The sequence below is a fragment of the Colwellia sp. BRX10-4 genome (genome assembly GCF_014077465.1).
Classification (GTDB): domain Bacteria; phylum Pseudomonadota; class Gammaproteobacteria; order Enterobacterales; family Alteromonadaceae; genus Colwellia_A.
The window spans coordinates 105,396-125,146 of record NZ_JACGVZ010000002.1 but is presented as its reverse complement, the minus strand read 5'-3'; the positions used below and the strand labels follow the sequence as shown (position 1 = coordinate 125,146).

At 37.6% G+C, this 19,751-nt stretch carries 19 protein-coding genes; 10 read left to right on the top strand and 9 right to left on the bottom strand.

What is annotated here, in order from left to right:
* Positions 1-40: 40 nt before the first annotated feature.
* Entirely contained in the window at positions 41-1,240 is a 1,200-nt protein-coding gene (locus tag H4J67_RS02975) for a serine hydrolase (protein ID WP_182202847.1), read from the bottom strand.
* A gap of 326 nt (positions 1,241-1,566) precedes the next feature.
* On the opposite strand from H4J67_RS02975, the gene H4J67_RS02970 reads away from it, so the two are divergent.
* Entirely contained in the window at positions 1,567-1,932 is a 366-nt protein-coding gene (locus H4J67_RS02970) for a carboxymuconolactone decarboxylase family protein (RefSeq protein ID WP_182202845.1), read from the top strand.
* A 103-nt stretch (positions 1,933-2,035) separates the two neighbouring features.
* On the opposite strand, the gene H4J67_RS02965 is transcribed toward H4J67_RS02970, so the two are convergent.
* The gene (locus H4J67_RS02965; RefSeq protein WP_182176628.1) at positions 2,036-4,036 is read right to left on the bottom strand and encodes an alpha-amylase family protein; all 2,001 of its coding nucleotides are present in this window, start codon (positions 4,034-4,036) and stop codon (positions 2,036-2,038) included.
* A 309-nt stretch (positions 4,037-4,345) separates the two neighbouring features.
* Complete coding sequence (locus H4J67_RS02960) at positions 4,346-4,762, bottom strand: alpha/beta hydrolase fold domain-containing protein (protein ID WP_310650688.1); 417 nt, start codon at positions 4,760-4,762, stop codon at positions 4,346-4,348.
* Between the two features lie 78 nt (positions 4,763-4,840).
* Here H4J67_RS02960 and H4J67_RS20435 point away from each other — a divergent pair, with 78 nt between their 5' ends.
* A complete protein-coding gene (locus H4J67_RS20435) occupies positions 4,841-4,975 on the top strand; it encodes a hypothetical protein (protein WP_259368465.1) in 135 nt (44 codons plus the stop codon).
* An 11-nt stretch (positions 4,976-4,986) separates the two neighbouring features.
* On the opposite strand, the gene H4J67_RS02955 is transcribed toward H4J67_RS20435, so the two are convergent.
* Positions 4,987-5,751, bottom strand: coding sequence for a Crp/Fnr family transcriptional regulator (locus H4J67_RS02955; protein ID WP_070374211.1), 765 nt, complete (start codon positions 5,749-5,751; stop codon positions 4,987-4,989).
* A gap of 336 nt (positions 5,752-6,087) precedes the next feature.
* Here H4J67_RS02955 and dnaK point away from each other — a divergent pair, with 336 nt between their 5' ends.
* On the top strand, positions 6,088-7,980 hold the full coding sequence (gene dnaK / locus H4J67_RS02950; protein ID WP_182202843.1) for a molecular chaperone DnaK: 1,893 nt from the start codon (positions 6,088-6,090) through the stop codon (positions 7,978-7,980).
* A 123-nt stretch (positions 7,981-8,103) separates the two neighbouring features.
* Here the strand turns inward: dnaK and H4J67_RS02945 are convergent, their stop codons facing one another.
* The 5 genes from H4J67_RS02945 to H4J67_RS02925 all read right to left on the bottom strand — a co-directional run bounded on the left by H4J67_RS02945 (position 8,104) and on the right by H4J67_RS02925 (position 11,047).
* Positions 8,104-8,403: a YkgJ family cysteine cluster protein gene (locus H4J67_RS02945; RefSeq protein ID WP_182176625.1), complete on the bottom strand. Its 300-nt coding sequence runs from the start codon at positions 8,401-8,403 to the stop codon at positions 8,104-8,106.
* A 185-nt stretch (positions 8,404-8,588) separates the two neighbouring features.
* Positions 8,589-8,966, bottom strand: coding sequence for a PAS domain-containing protein (locus H4J67_RS02940; RefSeq protein WP_182202841.1), 378 nt, complete (start codon positions 8,964-8,966; stop codon positions 8,589-8,591).
* A 295-nt stretch (positions 8,967-9,261) separates the two neighbouring features.
* Complete coding sequence (locus H4J67_RS02935; protein ID WP_182176624.1) at positions 9,262-9,663, bottom strand: hypothetical protein; 402 nt, start codon at positions 9,661-9,663, stop codon at positions 9,262-9,264.
* Between the two features lie 223 nt (positions 9,664-9,886).
* A complete protein-coding gene (locus tag H4J67_RS02930) occupies positions 9,887-10,675 on the bottom strand; it encodes a phytanoyl-CoA dioxygenase family protein (protein ID WP_182202839.1) in 789 nt (262 codons plus the stop codon).
* Positions 10,676-10,726: 51 nt separating this feature from the next.
* Positions 10,727-11,047, bottom strand: coding sequence for a hypothetical protein (locus H4J67_RS02925; RefSeq protein WP_182202838.1), 321 nt, complete (start codon positions 11,045-11,047; stop codon positions 10,727-10,729).
* A 270-nt stretch (positions 11,048-11,317) separates the two neighbouring features.
* Here H4J67_RS02925 and H4J67_RS20430 point away from each other — a divergent pair, with 270 nt between their 5' ends.
* The 7 genes from H4J67_RS20430 to H4J67_RS02895 all read left to right on the top strand — a co-directional run bounded on the left by H4J67_RS20430 (position 11,318) and on the right by H4J67_RS02895 (position 19,566).
* Positions 11,318-11,617, top strand: coding sequence for an ATP-binding cassette domain-containing protein (locus tag H4J67_RS20430; protein WP_259368464.1), 300 nt, complete (start codon positions 11,318-11,320; stop codon positions 11,615-11,617).
* Between the two features lie 119 nt (positions 11,618-11,736).
* A complete protein-coding gene (locus tag H4J67_RS20425) occupies positions 11,737-12,222 on the top strand; it encodes an AAA family ATPase (protein WP_259368463.1) in 486 nt (161 codons plus the stop codon).
* Positions 12,222-13,667 carry a hypothetical protein gene (locus tag H4J67_RS02915; RefSeq protein WP_182202836.1) on the top strand — a complete coding sequence of 482 codons (1,446 nt, stop codon included), beginning with the start codon at positions 12,222-12,224 and terminating at the stop codon, positions 13,665-13,667. The genes H4J67_RS20425 and H4J67_RS02915 overlap by 1 nt, the downstream gene beginning before the upstream one ends.
* A gap of 325 nt (positions 13,668-13,992) precedes the next feature.
* Positions 13,993-15,123 carry a methionine aminotransferase gene (locus H4J67_RS02910; protein ID WP_259368477.1) on the top strand — a complete coding sequence of 377 codons (1,131 nt, stop codon included), beginning with the start codon at positions 13,993-13,995 and terminating at the stop codon, positions 15,121-15,123.
* The gene (locus H4J67_RS02905) at positions 15,111-15,899 is read left to right on the top strand and encodes an amidohydrolase (RefSeq protein WP_182176619.1); all 789 of its coding nucleotides are present in this window, start codon (positions 15,111-15,113) and stop codon (positions 15,897-15,899) included. The genes H4J67_RS02910 and H4J67_RS02905 overlap by 13 nt, the downstream gene beginning before the upstream one ends.
* Positions 15,900-16,162: 263 nt before the next feature.
* Positions 16,163-17,809 carry a M14 family zinc carboxypeptidase gene (locus tag H4J67_RS02900; RefSeq protein WP_182202835.1) on the top strand — a complete coding sequence of 549 codons (1,647 nt, stop codon included), beginning with the start codon at positions 16,163-16,165 and terminating at the stop codon, positions 17,807-17,809.
* Positions 17,810-17,811: 2 nt separating this feature from the next.
* The gene (locus tag H4J67_RS02895; protein WP_182202833.1) at positions 17,812-19,566 is read left to right on the top strand and encodes a M14 family metallopeptidase; all 1,755 of its coding nucleotides are present in this window, start codon (positions 17,812-17,814) and stop codon (positions 19,564-19,566) included.
* Positions 19,567-19,751: the final 185 nt, after the last annotated feature.

Genomic DNA, 19,751 nt, shown 5'->3' with positions numbered 1-19,751 from the left:
CCAACGGCTTTTTGTCCTTGTTTAATTTTTTGTTAGCTTGTTAATCAGCATAGGTATGCAATATTTCGTTTACAGATGACCGTTTATCGAAGCTGAAGTTACAAAGTTGAATATACCCAACATTATGACTAGGTGAAAGCCAAAAGTAACTCCCCATTGAGTCAATTGATAAACCTCTATGAGAATATACTGTCTCACCTTTAACCTTCCTAATGAACAGCCCATTATTATATGGTACTCCTCCAATTTTAGAAACGGTCTTTAAAGAAGATAATATTTGACTGATAAAATGACCTTTACTGTCGTCAGTATTCTGGAAACTGGAGAGTCCTCCAATGTTGGAAACAGGCTTCATCGGATGCAAGAATGTACTCCAAAATAATTTGTCATCAATAGGGGACATTAAATGACTTATCCATTTGGCAAAATCAGGAAGCGTAGATAAAATTCCGCCATCGCCCTGGGTAATTAGATTTGATGAATTACGTCGATATTTGTATGTAGGCCAATTTACAACACTATACCCCGTAGCACTCCAAGGAATTTCAATAGTCTGTGAACTCACAAGTTCAGTCGAAGACATTCCAAGTGGTTTAAATAGTTGTTTTTTAGCTAAGTCACTAAAAGGTATTCCACTAGCTTTTTCAAGTATATCAGCCAAAAACAAATAACCCGTATTACTGTAACTTGAATTTTCTCCCGGTTTGAATGATGGTGCAGATAACGCCATCATAGTATCAAGAACGTGCATTAGAGTAACATCACGTGCAATCGGCTTCCCTACAACTAGATCTTCAAGTACATGGGGTATGGTAGATACCCTTTTTACAAGTTCCTCCCTAGTTTTTTCATCATTTAAATAGTCTGGCAGACCACTTTGGTGATTAATTAAATGACGTAACTTGATATTTTCAAACCAACGGGGGCCTTGGGGATAATATTTCTTCAATGAATCATTTAAAGATAGTTGGCCTTTCACCTCTAATTGTAACGCTAAAACAGCAGTAAAATGTTTAGTAATAGACCCCAAATTAAAAACGGTTTTCTTATCTATTGGAACTTGATAGCGTAAGTTTGCCTGCCCAAAATAGCGCTCATAAACTAATTCACCTGTCTTCACCACACCAACAGCACAACCAGGAGTTTCAGAGTTTAACTCACTAAAACCATCACTAACGTTAGCATCTACGGTGAATGATATAGTGTTTAAAATAGTAAAGATTAACAAAGGTATTTTCATTTAAAATCCATTTTATCAATGCCAAGTTTTGTATTGTAAGCTAACGCAGCCATAAGTGGACAAAATAGGCGACGATGGAGCAAATAGCCAATTTTTTTTGTTGTGCTTGAATGACTTAACTTCACATCCTTTGTACTGCTAACACCACGTTAAGAGACTTTAATTATTGGTTAAAAGTGAGGCGAAGCGGAACCTAACCAACGGTTAACCCTCGTAAAATTGGTGGATTTATTTTATTATTATGCAGTAATAGTGCGCGTAGTATAACCGGTTCGGCACTTCCCATGGACGGTGCTTGGGCCGCCCAATAAAAAACAGGATAATATATGTTAGCTAACAACGAAAAAACAGCAGGTGAAAAAATTCGCCGTCAAGTAATGGGCGATGAATTTGTTGACCGCGCACTTAATAATGCCGATGATTTTAGTCAACCTATGCAAGACTACATCAACGATCATGGCTGGGGAGCAACCTGGCAGCGAACTGAATTAGATCTTAAAACCCGTAGTTTAGTCACTATCGCTATGCTGGCAGCACTAAGAGCTCCTCAAGAACTTAAAGGGCATATTCGTGGTGCATTAAATAATGGCGCGACTAAAGAGGAAATAAGAGAAGTATTACTGCACAGCGCTGTGTATTGTGGCGCGCCAGCTGCACAAGAGTCTTTTAGAGCCGCTAAAGAAGTTTTATAAATCGTCTATAAATATCGCTTTAAAGTTGTAAAGGCTAGACAAAAAATTTGCCTAGCCTGCTCACTTATTTAGTTAAAAATCATCATAAAAACGCGACAAAACTCTAAAAACTTCGAATTTCTACGGCATTACTATTGAAGTTAAACTTGTTGATTTTTCCACATTCAGCAAAATGATTACTCGATGCATAGGGTGTGTTAGCTTGGTTGATGTCACCTTCCCAACCTTGACCATTTTTAACATAGGCTTTTACTTCAAACTTGTTATTAACCGCTTTACTACAATCCATATCAACATCTAACATCCAGTAATGTTGACCCCAAATATTTAACGGCTCTTCACCATAACCATCATTAGCAACGGTACGCTTTGCTCCCCAACCTGCAGGCCAAGCATTGGTGGTCCAATCAAGCGGAGTTCCTTCAGCGGTGCTACTTTGAGCGGCTTCACTGCCATACCAATCTAAGTAGCTTTCATTGGTTTTCCATGGCGTTGTCGTTGCGCTTTTTAAATTGTTATGGCGAATAGTCATTGCACACTCAAAATTAGTGGTTTGACAATTTCTACCAAGATTATTATTGGCGTAGTTATGATCAATGCCGCCGCGAATAAACATATCTTGACCACTTTGCGTTTGTGCTTGAATAAATATCACCGTACGTTTCAATGTTGCTGGGCCTGTTACTTCACCATTAATTTTTGCGCCTTGATGAATGGCAAATGCATCCCAAACACCTACATTGGCATTAATACTTCCACCGTTGTTTACTGTAATCGTTTCACCGCTACACGATTTAGCATCAGCAGATAATTGACCTTTTAAAACGTTACAATAACTACCTGCGCTCATTTGTGTATTTAGCGTAGACGTTAAATTAACATCTTCTTTATTAATTGCGACAAAACCCGAACTACCTCGACCAAAAGCAATTTGGTTATTGCCATTATCCCACCAGTTTGTGGTGTTCCAGTTATCTGCGGTATTATTTCTAAAGTCGACACCACCAGCAATATATGACCATCGATGCTCACACTTCCAACTACTGCCAAAGCATTCTAGATCACCATTGTTATGGACCGGAACACTTGGAGCACCCGCATCAGTATCACCCTGAAAGTCATAGCTCGACATAACTTTTGGGTAACCATACGGATAAGCCAACATAAATAGATTCGCTAAGTCGTATAAACGGCCATCTTCAAAAGTAATCACATTACCACCGCCACCATGACCACGTTGATTATCATGGTTATCGACAAAAACTACCGCGGAACTACTCGGTAAAAAGCCCCAAGCTTCACCAAAACTACTCAGTGATGCTAGGCTGCCATTTTTGAAGGTGTTACCTAGCTGTGTGGTATATTTAAATTCGGTTACTAAACCTGTGCTTTGGTATTCACTGGAGGTGATGGGTTCCCCGCCTTGATCAATCACTTCCTGAAAGACCAAAGGCGAACCATTAACTCTCGATAATACCCCTTGAATATCACCTAATGACATGTGCTTAGAGGCGTCAAACCGAAAGCCTGTAACGCCAATGCCTTGCAGGTCGTTTAAATAACCCACGAGCGTTTCTTGTACATAAGCAGCACCGGTATTAAGATCGGTTAAGCCGACTAGTTCACAGTTTTGGACTTGCCAACGATTGTTATAATCGGTAATGGCACAAGTATCATGAAAGTCTTGTGGCCCATAATTTGGGAAGCTTTTGTTACCATAATTACTCCCTGCAGTACCCGTACCACTACCAGATGCCATATGATTTAAAACTGCATCAACATATATTTCTACGCCAACAGCCTTGCAACGATTCACCATATCGACAAACTGGGCACGGTTACCGCCTCGACTCTCAATTTTATAGCTTACCGGTTGATATCGAGTCCACCATTGTCCCCCTTGAATATGCTCATTAGGTGGTGACACTTGAACTGCGGCATAACCTTTAGGGCCTAAGTAGTCTTCACATTCTTTGGCAACATCTTGCCAGCTCCATTCAAAGAGATGAACAAAAGTAGTCGGTTGAGCAGCAGCTTGAACCTGACAAACAATACCTAATGCCATACCTGTTGTTAATAACGATTTTATTACTTTAGTTTTCATTTTTATTGTTATTCCTAATGTAAAATTAATGTTTGTATTTGCTTATTAAATAGCCAAGACAGGTTGCGTTAAATTTAAACAAAGCGCTATATCAAAGAAGATGAATACGTATTCAACCATTTATTGTCGGTGTTTTACCAAACAAGAAACTATATTGAAATTATGATGACCTAGATGAAGATGAAGATGAAACGTGTTGACAACGTCGGTAATGGGATCACTGACATTATGATAAAGAGATCTTGCTCTCTGGTAACAAGACCTTGCGATAATGAATGCTTTTGCCACAGAAGTCTGTGGCAAGCTTAGCTATTTATTAATAAAATTAGCGACCAGCTGAAAAGTTTGCTGACACTCTTCTTCAACCAATGCATCAAGTAACATATAGGCATGCGTTAACCCATCCAACTGATGATGCACCGCTACCCCAACCGCTTTTAGCGCTTTAGCATAAGCTAAACCTTCACCTCTTAACGGGTCGCATCCGGCGGTAATAATTAAGGTTTCAGGTAAAGTCTTACTTATTTCACCATACAAAGGTGATGCTGTTTTACGGTTATCACTCGCTTTAAAGTACTGATTAAAGTACCAAGTTATTTTATCTTGCTCAAGTAAAAAATCTGAACCATTCTCAGTAAAAGAAGGCTGCTGGCCTGTGTAATCAACACTTGGGTAAATTAAAATCTGCTTATCGATTCTTAAGCGTTTATCTTGCTTGCACTGCACGGCCTTGCACAAAACTGAGTGTTGGCCCCTCACCTATTAAAGGCGCCAATTTAAACATACTGCAATGCCTCTAAGCCAATGAAAGTCTATGTCGCATTTTCTTCTAGCCATTCAAAGTATGAAAAGATATTAGCCGATATTATGGAAGGTATTAGACGTTCTAGAGAGCTTGATATCATCAATAAAAATACCGGCTACCCTATTAATTATTGATATTTTTGCCTTTAGGGTTTAAAAAAAGGGGCGTTAGGTAAAGTTTCTGTATATTTAGCTTCTTTCACTAAAGCCTCTAAATCTTTAATAATCAATTGATTACGTTTTTTATCAAGCGTACCTTCTTTTTTCCAGTGTTGTAACTGCTTATTTATCACTTGCCTAACTGAGCCAGTCATCCGCGCTAAGGTTTCATCGTTTAAACCGTTAACCAAATGATGTTGATGCTCTGCTTCTATTGTGCCGTTATAAAACTTAATTTTATTAATATGTTCTAAAATAATACGGCTTAAACGTGTAGTAACATCGTGTAAAACTAGGCTACTGGCTTGTTGTTCTTTTTCACGCATTTTTTTCGCTAAGTAAGGCATAAATTGCTGGTTAAACTCTGGATACGTCCACAACCAATGCCGCATGGTGGAAAGTTTCACTGACAATAACTTTACCGTTGTTAAAGGTGAAACAATAACCTCATGTGGTTGATCGTCTAACAGCACCATTAAGTCAAAACAGTCGCCCGCATAAAGCATATCTAACGTAGCTTCTCTTCCCGTTTCTGGATTACTTTGTTTGATTTCTAAACTACCGCTAATCACCACAAAAAATCGCTGAGTAAGTAAGGCCGGATTAAAGTAATCACCTTTGTACCATTCATCAAGCTGAAATTCTTGTTGAAAATCTTCAATTAACTTCGCCGGTAAATCTGCAAAAATATTAGCTTGCTTTACTAAAACTGGGCTAGCTTTTTGAGGTAGATGAGTAGCGTCTTTATTCATAAGAGTAGTATTTAAGCGATAGCTGGCACGAATAGTTTTATTCTACCCTTTGTATCTATAGAGCAAAAGACAATGTTGCTTTTTAAATTTACAGACTATTCCTCACGTTAATCTGCTGACTTTTAACTTATAAAGCCTAGATAATATAAAAATTATAAAATGATCGATACTGTCATATTTGTGACAGAAGCATTTTATGACCTTAGCTATTATAGCGCCACTAACCAAACATCTAACCTTAAAACATCAACGTTAGTTTGTTTATACGGTCAAACTGCTTGCTGGATAATGACCATAAAGCATTAGACTTTTTTTAATAAATAATAGGTAATTATTATGTCTAAGATTATTGGTATAGATTTAGGTACAACAAATTCATGTGTAGCCGTTATGGAAGGTGGCGTTGCTAAAATTATTGAAAATGCAGAGGGTAGCCGCACCACTCCGTCAATTGTTGCTTATGCAAACGAGGAAACATTAGCGGGCCAACCGGCAAAAAGACAAGCCGTTACCAACTCTAAAAATACATTATTTGCGATTAAACGCTTAATTGGTCGTAAATTTGATGATAAAGAAGTACAAAAAGACATTAAGTTAGCCCCTTATAAAATTGTCAAAGCAGACAATGGTGATGCTTGGGTTGAAGTTAATGGTAAAAAATTATCACCACAAGAAGTATCAGCGCAAATTTTACGTAAATTGAAAAAAGATGCTGAAGCCTATTTAGGTGAAACGGTTACCGAAGCGGTTATTACTGTCCCCGCTTATTTTAATGATTCACAACGCCAAGCAACCAAAGATGCCGGTAAAATTGCTGGACTTAATGTCAAGCGTATTATTAATGAACCAACAGCTGCGGCATTAGCCTACGGCGTTGATAAAAATAACAAAGCTGACCAGAAAGTGGTGGTTTATGATTTAGGTGGCGGTACCTTTGATATTTCAATTATTGAAATTTCTAATGTAGATGGCGAAAAACAATTCGAAGTATTAGCAACCAATGGTGATACCTTTTTAGGTGGCGAAGACTTTGATTTACGCCTGATTAACTACCTTACTGATGAATTTAAAAAAGAAAGCGGTATTGATATTCACCAAGACCCATTAGCGTTACAGCGTATTAAAGAAGCGGCTGAAAAAGCAAAAATAGAGTTGTCATCAGCACTACAAACTGACGTGAACTTACCGTATGTCACTGCTGATGCTAGTGGTCCTAAACATTTAAACGTTCAAATTACCCGAGCAAAATTAGAGTCTTTGGTTGATGACTTAGTGAAAAAGACTATCGCTCCGTGTGACCAAGCACTCAAAGATGCTGGTTTAAGTAAAGGTGATATTGATAAAATTATTTTGGTAGGTGGTCAATCACGTATGCCAAAAGTACAAGAAGCAGTTAAAACCTTCTTTGGTAAAGAGCCACGTAAAGATGTTAACCCAGATGAAGCAGTGGCTATTGGTGCAGCGATTCAAGCAGGTGTGTTATCAGGAACGGTCGGTGATGTGTTATTACTTGATGTAACGCCATTATCACTAGGTATTGAAACTTTAGGCGGTGTAATGACTAAGCTTATTGATAAAAATACTACGATACCAACACGTGCTTCTGAAACATTCTCTACGGCCGAAGATAATCAAGCCGCGGTAACTGTGCATGTATTGCAAGGTCAGCGTGAAATGGCAACAGATAATAAATCGTTAGGTCAATTTAACTTAACAGATATTAACCCCGGCCCTCGTGGCTCGGTGCAAGTTGAAGTCACTTTTGATATTGATGCAGATGGTATTTTAAATGTCTCAGCAAAAGATAAAGCAACAGGTAAAGAGCAGAGTATTAAAATTACGGCATCAAGTGGTTTAACTGAAGATGAAGTTAATCGCATGGTCGACGATGCCCACAAGCACGCTACTGAAGATAAGCAAAAACGTGAGTTAGTTGAACAACGCAACCAAGCCGATCAATTGATTCACACGGTACAAACGTCAATGACTAGCTTGAGTGAAGATCAACAAGCCGAGCTTAAAACATTAATTGAGCAATTAAAAATGGCCGTTAATGGCAATGATAAAGCGGCGATAGAAATGCGACAAAAAGCATTACAAGAAGCGCACAGTAAAATAATGCAAGCTTCGAAATCACAAGCAGAGCAGCCTCAAGGTGATGCGGCTAATGATGGTGCTAAAAACGAAGAGATTATTGACGCTGACTTTGAAGAAGTGAGTAATGGTTAATCAACCAATGGTGGCTGATAAGGTAAGTTAAGCACTTATTTATCATAATACAGTATAAAAACAAAATCCCTAATATTAATTATTAGGGGTTTTTTATTATGATAAAATAAACAGCTAACTATTCTAAGAGGTATAGAGCTTTTCTGTTCTTTCGTCGATACATTCATATGAACCCATCTCAAATTCTCGACAAACCCAAGGTCTATTTTCGTAAATAGAACACAATAATGTATCTCTGTTTAACGCTGAGCACAGACCATCATCAAGTCGTAACATGGATTCGTGTCCATGGTCATCAATATAGATATGGCGATGAGGCACACCAGTATCTGAAATAATTCTAACTTCTAAACTACAGCAACATGCCTGGCAATTTGCACAGGTGACTTCGGGAACGGGAATATTTTTTACTTCAATGTTCATAATAAATAATAAATAACAATAAACTTAATGGTGAATAGGATACGCTAAACGGCCCAACTTCTCGAGCAAATAGAAGATGATGGGGCAAATAGCAGACATAAAAAGAGCTGATTAAAGCACTGCACTACAAAACAGCCACAATATTTTGTACAATTTGGAGACGCTATTGCCTCTCAATACTAACGTTAGAAATCAAAATGTTTAAAGAAAACATCATAAATGACCTTTTCTACTTCAGTTCCATAACAACGCGTATGCTTAAATTCGCCATCTTCTTCGTAAACACTAGAGTTGTAGATAATATATTTAATTTCATCTTTGCCTTGGACTCTTGCAGGATAATTTTTCAATATATCAAAATGGCTCAAACGTGTCATCATGTCAGCTAAACAGCTTTCATCTATCTGAAACTCTGAGATGTGATGCCCTATGTATTCATTTTTTGTATAACCTAACACTTCAAGTTCACACTCATTGGCATAAACAATAATACCTTCTGGCGATACAGCATGAATACCAATCGATGAATTATAGATAAAGTCTTCTGAATTCTCTGTAAACATAAAATCACCTAACGCCTTACTCGTGTCAAAATAAATAGTTAAAAAATAGACGATAGACAACAGTAAACTATTTCTGCCAGTTTAAGTCACTCATAAAAAACAATGGGTCGATAAACGCAGAAACACAACAAGTGCTCATTTTAACTTAGCCGTAACTAATAAGTTTAAGAGTAGTTTAGTTCAGCTCAAATAAATATCCAGAAAAGTATATTTTCAAGTCAACACAAAAAAAACTAATATTTGGGCCTTCAAAATTATCAGATACGCTTTAATACTACACTATTGTTAAAAACGATTATAAGGAAACTAATTCACTTTCTAACCAATGTTTAGCAGTCGATGTGTTATTAAAAAATTTGTTTTTAATGCCAGCCTTATTATACACAGCCTCAAATTCAAGTTGAGTGGTTAATGCAAATGAGCTGTGTATCATATTAATAGCAATGGCCTTAGCGGTTCCGTGCTTCACTTTATACAAGTGATAATCTAAACCTTCCTGTGTTGCTAATGTTTCTCCTTTAAGTATCACAATGATCCCGTAATTTACATTGATAAAGTTTTCTAGGACGACTTGTTGTAGATTAGCGTGCATTTGTTTGAAAAACTCGACATTCCATGGACCCACTGCATCGATAATAATAATATTATTATCGAGTGTGAATTGGCATTGGCCGTGCGAAGCAAATTTTTGAATCAATGAAATCTACCTATTTTATCTAATGATAATTAATCGAGAAGCTGGGTTTTATAATCATTTATCATTAAGCATAATATATAAGATTAATTTAATAAAGTTAATGTAATAACGTAATGATTAATTGTTATTTTCTCATTGAAATCATCAACTTTTTTTTATAAAAAACTCAGTCTATCTAGGTAGCTGAATTTAAAAATAGATACCAATAATAAGTGTTACTTTACTATTTTAGTTTTATTGCCTTTAAGTCGAAGGTATTGGTAAATAACCTTGGATCTTCAATCTTATCTAGCATCGAAAATTCGGGTAAACAATCATCATCAACGTAGTCAGCAAAATCGCCAGTGGGATCAAAAACTAAAATATCTAACGCTAATCGATCAAGTCCATACAAACCACGGTGGATCATATCGGCCGAAAAAACTAATAAATCACCGGCCGCTAACTTTATTTCTTTACCGGTAGAAAGGTTTTCGCTACTCACTCTGCCCTTTTCTTCTTGTCGAACATTAAATTCTTCTTCGTTATCCCAGCGTTTATGTGTTCCGGGCACTAATTCCATACCGCGCTCATCAAATAATGGCACACGTAAGTGAACAACTTGTGTCTCTTGAATGGCTTTTTTCTGTTCTTCAACCTCGTGATCATATTGGCAATCTCGATGCCAAAAATCTTTTTGTGCTGGATTAACGGGATTAAAAAACAATTGAGTATTCATAAAGGCTGGCTTTGCCGCTATAACCGACTCGACAACAGCCATTATTTTTTTTGAACTAATAAAGTTGAAAAGCTTAACGCGATCGTCAAATGCTAAGTACTGACTGCCGGTGATCAAAGAAGAGTTGAACGCTTCTTCTTGATAAAATTTTGCGTGATCTTTTTTCCAAAGATCGTGAAATTTCAATACCACTTGTCTTAGGGCTGAAATTTCAGTGTCATTAAAGTAATTTCTAATAACAAAGTAACCTTGGGCATCATAATGCCCCTGCAACTGACTTTGATTTTCTAACATTAACGGCTTTTACCTTGGCTTGACTGTTTAAAATTATATTTTGATGATTGATTAACGCTCATACTTCATCCACAGTTTGTAATAAACCGCATTACACTTAGCATTATCATCCATAATGCCATCTCTATCACAATCGGAACCCGTCAAAGATTTAACAACATCAGTGCCATATTCGGCGATATCTTCTGGCTCAGGTCTAACTTCAATGGTTACTTTCGGAGAATGTTCGATGAAATCGCCAACGTCTTTGTATCGTGAGAATTTTTCTTTTGAAATAATATCACCGATATCAACTTTTTTCGCTTCGAAAGCGTAGAAATTTTTTGCACTAAACAACAAGAGTACAACAATAAAGGCAGCTATAAATTTCATCAAATATGCCTAAAAGTTATTAAAATTAACATGTTGATTGACCTAAAAAGGCCACGCTATTATTTAACGCAAGTATTATAAAACACAATGTCACCGTTGTACCTTAGTGAAATTTATTAATCGTTAATAATTTCACTAATAGTTGGTTTAATTGAACATTTTTTTTCAAAAAAATAAAAACCAAAAACAATAATCCATTGAATTAAAACAACTTATTTTTGGCGTAAACTTTGCTAAATAGATAACATCTTAATGTCGAAGGGAAATACAATGTTATTGGATATTCAATCACTTAGCCATCAATACCAAACTGGCAAGCACACACAACTAGCAATCAAATTATTATCACTACAAGTTAGACCAGGGATTTTAGGCTTACTAGGCGCTAATGGCGCAGAAAAATCTAGCTTAATGCGTATTCTTGCTACGATAACAAAACCTAGCCAAGGAAAAATTTTATGGCAAGGACAAAACATTGTTAAATCACCACAGTTATTGCGTAACGAACTCGGTTACCTGCCTGAATATTTTGGCGTCTATGACCAATTGTCGGCTATTGAATTTTTGTAATACATGGCCGGCTTAAAAGGGTTAAATCAATCTTTAGCAACTCAAAGAATCGAGGATTTACTTGCTAAGCTCAACCTTACCCATGCTGCTCATATGCCATTGAAAGGTTATTCGGGGGGATGAAACAGCGCATTGGCATTGCACAGGCTTTACTTAATGACCCGAAATTATTGATTATTGATGAACCAACTGTGGGTCTAGATCCACAAGAACGTGCCAATTTTCGCCAGTTATTAACTGAATTAGCCGATGACCGTTGCATTATTTTATCAACTCACATAGTCGCAGATGTTGAATCTATTGCTGACCAAATTGCGATTATGCAAACTGGGCAATTAATTCAATCAGCAACTCCAAAGGCACTACAAGAAAAAGTTGCCGATAAATGCTGGCATCTCACCACTAACTTGAATGAATTAAAACAAATTCAGCACGATTTTATTGTCAGCCACAGTGTGCGAAAAGACAACAAGGTCGAGTTAAATATTGTCGCTGAACACTGCCCTGATGCGCGAGCAATACCAAGAGCGCCAATATTAGAAGATGCGTATCTCTACTTTACCAGTAATAAGCGTGCTCGAACGGTTCTTGCGAGGGCATGTTAATGAATCAATTATGGCAATGTAGGGTCGCTGATTTTAAACAACGAACTCGCCAGCAAAGCTTTGTGGTTACTTTACTGGCGATGTCGGTATTAACCTTACTTTTTTTCCCTTCACTCGATGCTCAATATCAAACACTTATTATCAATGGCTATAGAGGTCTTTATAACAGTGCCTGGTTAGGTGTTTGTTTGGCGATGTTGAATGTTTTATTTTTACCTATTATTTGTTTTTATCTGATTAAGAATGGCCTTGAATTAGATCGAAAATCGATGACCTGCGAACTTATTGCCGCCACTCCTATGAGTAAGTTATCTTTTATATTCGCCAAATGGTGCACCAATGTTTTAATTTTGTTTACTATCGTATTGGTTATGCTGATCAGTTGTATTTTACTGCAACTTTATTATGGGGAAAATTATCAGATAGACCTTTGGGCGTTAGCTTGGCCCCAATTAGTCTTTGTTCTACCGGTGTTATTAGTTGTTGCTTTAGTGGCGATAATGTTTGAATCAATAAAATGGCTTAAGGGTGGCTTTGGCAATGTTGTTTATTTTTTCTTGTGGACCGGCTCTATTGTTCAAACCATTGAAAGCGTTTCAGGAGTTGGCGCAATACTTTCTGCTATAGAAACCGAGGTTGCAGAACGTTTTCCGCCACAAGCAGGCTCAACACATATTGGCGTAACGGTTGTTGATGAAGAAAATGCAGTAAACACTTTTCTTTGGCAAGGAATAGAGCCAACAGCACAGTATTTATCGAGTATTCTGCCGTTACTGATCATTTGCTTAAGCTGTTTTATTATTGCAGTAACCTTTTTTGATCGTTTTAGTCGAAACCCCGTACCTGAAACCAAACAAACCTCATGGCTAATAAACACCTTAACCCGTCAAGTGTTCAATCGACTCGATGTGCTATTTACCATGCTAACCAAGCACTTTGCTTTTACTCGCTTATTACGTTTAGAACTCAAATTATTATTAAAAAGCCATTCGATTTACTGGCTGTTAGGTCTTTTAACGTTAAATATTATTCAACTATTTATCAGTCAGCAATTACTGGTTAGCATATTTTTACCGCTGTCATGGTTATGGTGTGTTTTAGTGCTTTCACAGTTCGGCCAAGAAGAAAAACAAGCAAATACGGTTGAGTTAGTCACCTACAGTAAAAAGTCAGCGCTATTGCAAAGTTTAGCGAGCTACTCTGCTGCATGGATATTATTAGCATTGGCCATTTTGGGTAGTGTACTTAGATTTGCGGCGATAGCCGAGTGGCTGTTAATCATACAATTAATTATAGCCATTTCATTTACCGTATCCCTTGCTTATTTTTGTGAGGTATTGACCGGCACAAAGCGAATGTTTGAAGTGCTATGCCCGGCAATTTGGTATATAGGACCTATTCAAGCAGCACTATATCTAGACTTTTTGGCGTTAATAGCACCATAAGTTGGCAAACGGGCATGCCTTATTATTATGCTGCTCTCGCAATTGGCTTAATGTTGTTAACAGTACGCGCTAAAAGTAGCCGTTAATTTATTAACGGTTGTTTACACTAAGATATCGATTTAAAAAGGATAACGATTGAACTCATCAGCCGTTAGCCTTAACATTCAATTATTGCTTCACAGTCTATTTAAATAAAGACCGATTGAACCATGCTTATTTAAGCTAATTTTCCTCAAAAATATCGACTTAATAATCCAGGGAGCCTTTTGTGCCATCTTCTTTTACCAGTAAACTGCCTAATCTAGACACCAGTATTTTCACAGAAATGTCGATGATGGCAAATCAATATCAGGCAATTAATTTGTCGCAAGGTTTTCCTGAATTTGATACACCAGAATTTTTAAAAGATAAAATAAACTTAGCCATTAGTGAAGGTAAAAATCAATATTCACCCTCAAACGGTTTACCTGAGTTATTAACGCAAGTTGCCGCTATGGTGCATCGACAGTATCAAACAGATTTAACCACTGCGCAAAAACTGAATGGGCTAAAAAACGTTACAATAACCTCGGGGGCTACCGAAGCACTATGGGTTGCAATACAAGTGCTGGTTCGTCCAAATGATGAAGTGATTATTTTTGATCCCGCTTATGACTCTTATGAGACAGCCGTTGAACTTGCTGGTGGAGTTTGTCGCCATGTCGCACTAGATGCGCCTAACTATGCAATAAACTGGTCGTTAGTTGAGCAAACCATTAATGAAAATACACGTGCCATTATTATCAACAGCCCACACAACCCAACGGGATCAATACTCAGTGCTGCAGATCTTACTAGCTTACAAGCTTTGATTGAGAAATATGATTTATATGTAATAAGCGATGAAGTATACGAACACATGACGTTTGACGGCTTACGTCATGAAAGTATTTTACGTTACCCTGATTTGTTTAAACGCGCCTTTGTCGTCTCTAGTTTTGGTAAAACCTTTCATTGCACCGGCTGGAAAATGGGTTATTGCGCCGCACCTGATGCGCTTACGGTCGAGTTTAGAAAAATTCATCAGTATGTTACCTTTTGCTCATTTACCCCGGCACAAATAGCTATAGCGCAAATGCTAAAACAGCATCCCGAGCATATCACCGAGTTATCAAATTTCTATCAGCAAAAAAGAGACTTACTGATCAATGCACTAAAAGACTCTCGCTTTAAGATGCTACCGTCAAAAGGTACTTATTTTTTATTGCTTGATTACTCTGCAATCTCAGCGCTAAATGATCGTGAATTTTGTCAGTGGTTAACCCAAGAAGTCGGTGTTGCTGCCATTCCGTTAAGTCCCCTGTATCCCGCTGAAAAAAGGGAGTCTTATCATCAAAATAATAAAGTAATCAGACTTTGTTTCGCAAAAAATGACGATACTCTACTTAAAGCCGCAGGAATATTATGTCAACTTTAACCATAGCCGCAGTGCAGTTCGATATTAGTTGGTTAGACAAACAAAGCAATTTTGATCGTTTAGAGCAACTTTTCAAAGATCACTTTACTGACCATGCTGCCGTCGATTTATTATTGCTACCAGAAACATTTTCAACTGGTTTTTGTATTAATAGAAAAGATGTGCAAGAGCCAGAAGATGGTGGCTCTGCTCTACATTGGTTAAAGAAAATAGCAAAGCAATATAACTGTGTAGTGGCTGGCACGGTTTTAGTGAGCCAAAATGATAAAAAAGTGAATCGTTTTTATTGGGTCTTTGCTGATGGTCGGGTTGAACATTATGACAAGCGCCATTTATTTCGTTTAGGCAAAGAGCAAGACTTTGTTGAGCAAGGCCAGCACAGAAAAATAATCAACATTAGGGGTATAAAAATACTGCCTTTGGTTTGTTATGATTTGCGCTTTCCTGTTTGGTCGAGAAACCGCCAAGATTATGATCTTATGGTCAACGTTGCTAATTGGCCTGCTCCACGTCGTCTTATATGGGATACCTTATTAAAAGCCCGAGCGATGGAAAATCAAAGTTTTGTGGTCGGAGTTAATCGTATCGGACCAGACGGTAACGATATGCCTCACTCTGGTGGCACAACTGTCATTAATTTTGATGGTGAGAACATACTTTCTGCCACAGATCACCAACAACAAATCATCACAACCCAACTCGACTTCAGTAAGCTTGATAAATTTAAAAATCAATTCCCCGCCTTTTTAGATGCAGATAAATTTGAGTTGTATTAAAAACCAGCCAATTTATTCTCGTAAGCCAAAGCCGTTTATTGTTATAAACAAGACAAACCTAAAACAAGATTATAAGTGGTTAAGTTGTTTTAGGTTTTTATACATTTTGAGCATCTAACCTGAATTACTAGCAAACCAGCTCATTTAATTCACTTTTCTTTGAATTCATTGAAAAAAATATATACTCTTTATGGCTAATTAAAGTTCGCCTATAAAACATATTCTAATAATTAAGCGTTTTTATAACTGGAGCATATAAGTAAATGAAGCGACTACTCGCGTTATTCCTCATCTCTGGCAGTTGTCTTGGTCAAGACTATATTAACCAATACACCAGCCACGCAGAAATGTTAAAACAATTAAAAAAACTGGGTGTTCAAACTCAGCAAATTGGTACTTCACGATCAGGAAAGTCGATAATAGTGGCTCAATTTGGTGATAAAAGCTCACCAGCAATTTTGGTTACTGGCAACGTTGATGGCGATTATTTAGTCGGTACTGAACTTGCGATGCGCCTAATCGAGGATCTAAAATCAGGTAAAGTCACCCGAAATGGTAAAAGTATATTTGTCGTACCTATGCCAAACCCTGATGCCACAAGTTTTATACTGGGTAAAAATGGTTATTCAACGAGCTTTAATGACTTAAAAACAGATGACGATAACGACCTAAAAATTAATGAAGATGGTCCTAATGATCTTAACAACGATGGTTTTATTTCTCAGTTAAGGATCTCAGACAGTTCTGGCCTATATAAAGCTAGTGAACAAGATGCTAGTTTATTAGTAAAAGTTGATCGCCTTAAAAACGAAGCAGGTCAATACCGTTTACTCAATGAAGGAAAAGATGACGACGGTGATGGTAAATTAGATGAAGATGGCTATGGCGGAACAGCAATAAATAAAAACTTTACTTATAACTATGACTATTTTGGTATTGGCTCTGGTATTAATCAAGCATCTGAACCTGAAACGCGTGCCTTAATAGATTTTGTTATCGATCATCAAAATATTTTAATGACCGTTAATTTTTCTAAATACGACAACCTCCATGAAAACTGGTCGGCTAATAAAGTACTGGTAAGTGAATATAAACGTCCACTGGAAGCCTTTGATAAAATGCCTAAAGAAGATGTTGACGGTTATAAATTATTTACTCACCTATGGCAGCAAGATCATAAAGACTGGCAGGTAAAAGCAGAAAACCGTGGTCAAGGTACTTTTCACGACTGGGCCTATTTTCACGGGGGTCGTTGGTCAATAGCCACCAACGGCTGGAATTTTAAGCAAATAACCATTGCCCAATCAGCTGACGTAGAAAAAAATAAAGAGGCTGATGTTGAAAATAACAAAAACGCTTCTGCAAGCGAAGATACCAAAGAAGCTCGTTTGGTAACTAACGCCAAGGAAAAAAATCTGCAAGGAGCGATTATACCGTGGACAAAAATTTCACACCCAGACTTTGTAGATGAAAAGGTAGAAGTGGGTGGTTTTCGACTTGCCTATTTAAATAATCCTGATGTTGGCGTATTTGCTGAAACTAAAAGTTCGGAATATATTACTTCGCTAACCACACTTTTTCCTGAGCTTAACGTGAGCCAGAGCGTAAAAAAAATAGGTAAAGATCTTTACCGAGTGACCTTAAAAATAAAAAACATCGGCAAACTTCCAACACAAAGCGCCATGGGTAAACTCACCCGTTGGATGCTTCCCGTAAGAGTTCAGTGGAATTTACCCAAAGAACAATTTATTGGTGGTAGCAAGCGAACATTATTAGCGCCTATTGCCGCTCATGGCGATCAACAAGAAATCAAGTGGCTAATCAATACCAAAGGCTTCAATGATGCCTCATTTGAAGTATCTTCACCTGTCATCGATGCGGTGACACAAACCGTTAATTTTGGAGCTTAATCATGAAAAAACTATTGCTCATCTGCATTTTAACGGCCACAGCTTTGTTAACTATAACGGCACAAGCCGCAGACAAACTCACTGGATTACAGGCATTAGGTGCGCCTTTAGACCCAAAGGTAGATATACGCTGGAATCGTTTTTATGACTCAGAAAGTACTATAACGATACTCAAAAAAATAAATAAAGCTTACCCTAAACTTACTCGACTAGAATCTATTGGTCAGTCTTACGAAGGTCGTGATATTTTTGTTATTAAAATTACCAATTATAACAACGGTGATGATACGACAAAACCGGCGATGTATATTGATGGCAATATTCATTCTAATGAGATTCAAGGTACAGAGGTTTCTCTTTATACCGCTTGGTATTTAACTGAGAGCTACGGAAAAGTAAAGTGGATCACCGATCTACTTAACGATAAAGCTTTCTATATTGTCCCTACAATTAATCCTGACGGGCGTGACTGGTTTATGAAGCAGGCTAATACTGCGCACTCTCCTCGTTCGGGCATGGTACCTACTGACAACGATCTTGACGGTGAAATCGATGAAGATGGTCCAGAAGATCTCAATAATGATGGCCACATTACTCGCATGCGCATTAAAGATAAGGTACGTGGTACTCACAAAGAAGACGAAAAATACCCAGGTTTAATGGTACCTGTTGAAGAAGGTCAAACTGGCGATTACCGCATGTTAGGAGCTGAAGGATACGACAATGATGGTGACGGTCTTGTCAACGAAGATGGTAAAGGGGTTTACGAATATGATCCTAATCGTGATTGGGCCCATGAATGGGAGCCAGCTTATATTCAAAGAGGTGCACGCCGTTATCCTTTTTCATTAAAAGAAACCAGTGCAGTGGCTAAATTTGTTAAAGCTCATCGTAATATTGCTGCCGCGCAAAGTTACCATAATACCGGTGGTATGATTTTACGTGGTCCGGGTAAAGCCAATAACAAATATACCCGTTCTGATATTAGCGTCTATGATTTTATCGCCAACCAAGGTGAGCAAATACTACCCAATTATCGCTACCTCGTCGCTTGGAAAGATCTTTATCAAGTCTACGGTGGAGAATTTGATTGGTTTTATGGCAACAACGGTATTATGGCATTTACGAATGAACTTTGGACATCGGCTAATATGTTTCGCCCAAACGATAAAACAAGCGATAAATTAGGCAATCAAAATCACAATTTCAACAAGCATATTTTATTTGGTGATGCTTTTGTTCCTTGGACTAAAGTAAAGCATCCAATTTATGGCGATATAGAAGTTGGCGGTTTTAAGAAGAATTTTGGTAGAACGCCACCTTCTTTCCTATTAGAAGAAGAAGCACACCGAAATATGGCCTTTACCTTATTTCACGCTTACCATATGCCACAGTTAGAAGTAACTCGTTCATCAACGCGCAAGCTCAGTAATGGTTTGTATGAAATAACGGTTAATATTGCTAATGAGCGAGCAATTCCGACAAGATTATCACAAGACATTAATAATAATTTGTCGTTTGAAGACCGCATATCGATTCTCTCTGATGACTTTTCAATATTAAGTGGGTTAACCGTTATTAGCGAAGGTGCCAACACACATACTGACCACGACTTAAACCCAGCAATGATTAAGGTCGCCACGCTTGCGGGTCACTCAACAACCATAGTGAAATGGATTGTCGATGGCAAAGGGACTTATAAAGTGACAGTAGACTCAGAAAAAGGCGGCAAGCACAGTAAAATGTTTAAGTTTTAACAAAGAATATAAAGGTAATATTCTGCTAATAACATAGTAATGTAAAACCGGCCTCTGTCGGTTTTTTATTAGCCGTTATTTAACACTTCTCCCCTCTAGTGAAGTGCTAAAAATATTATAATACGCCTTACATACGAAACAGCATTGTGGCATCAAAGCTTAGTCATCTTAAGCTGCTGACTTAA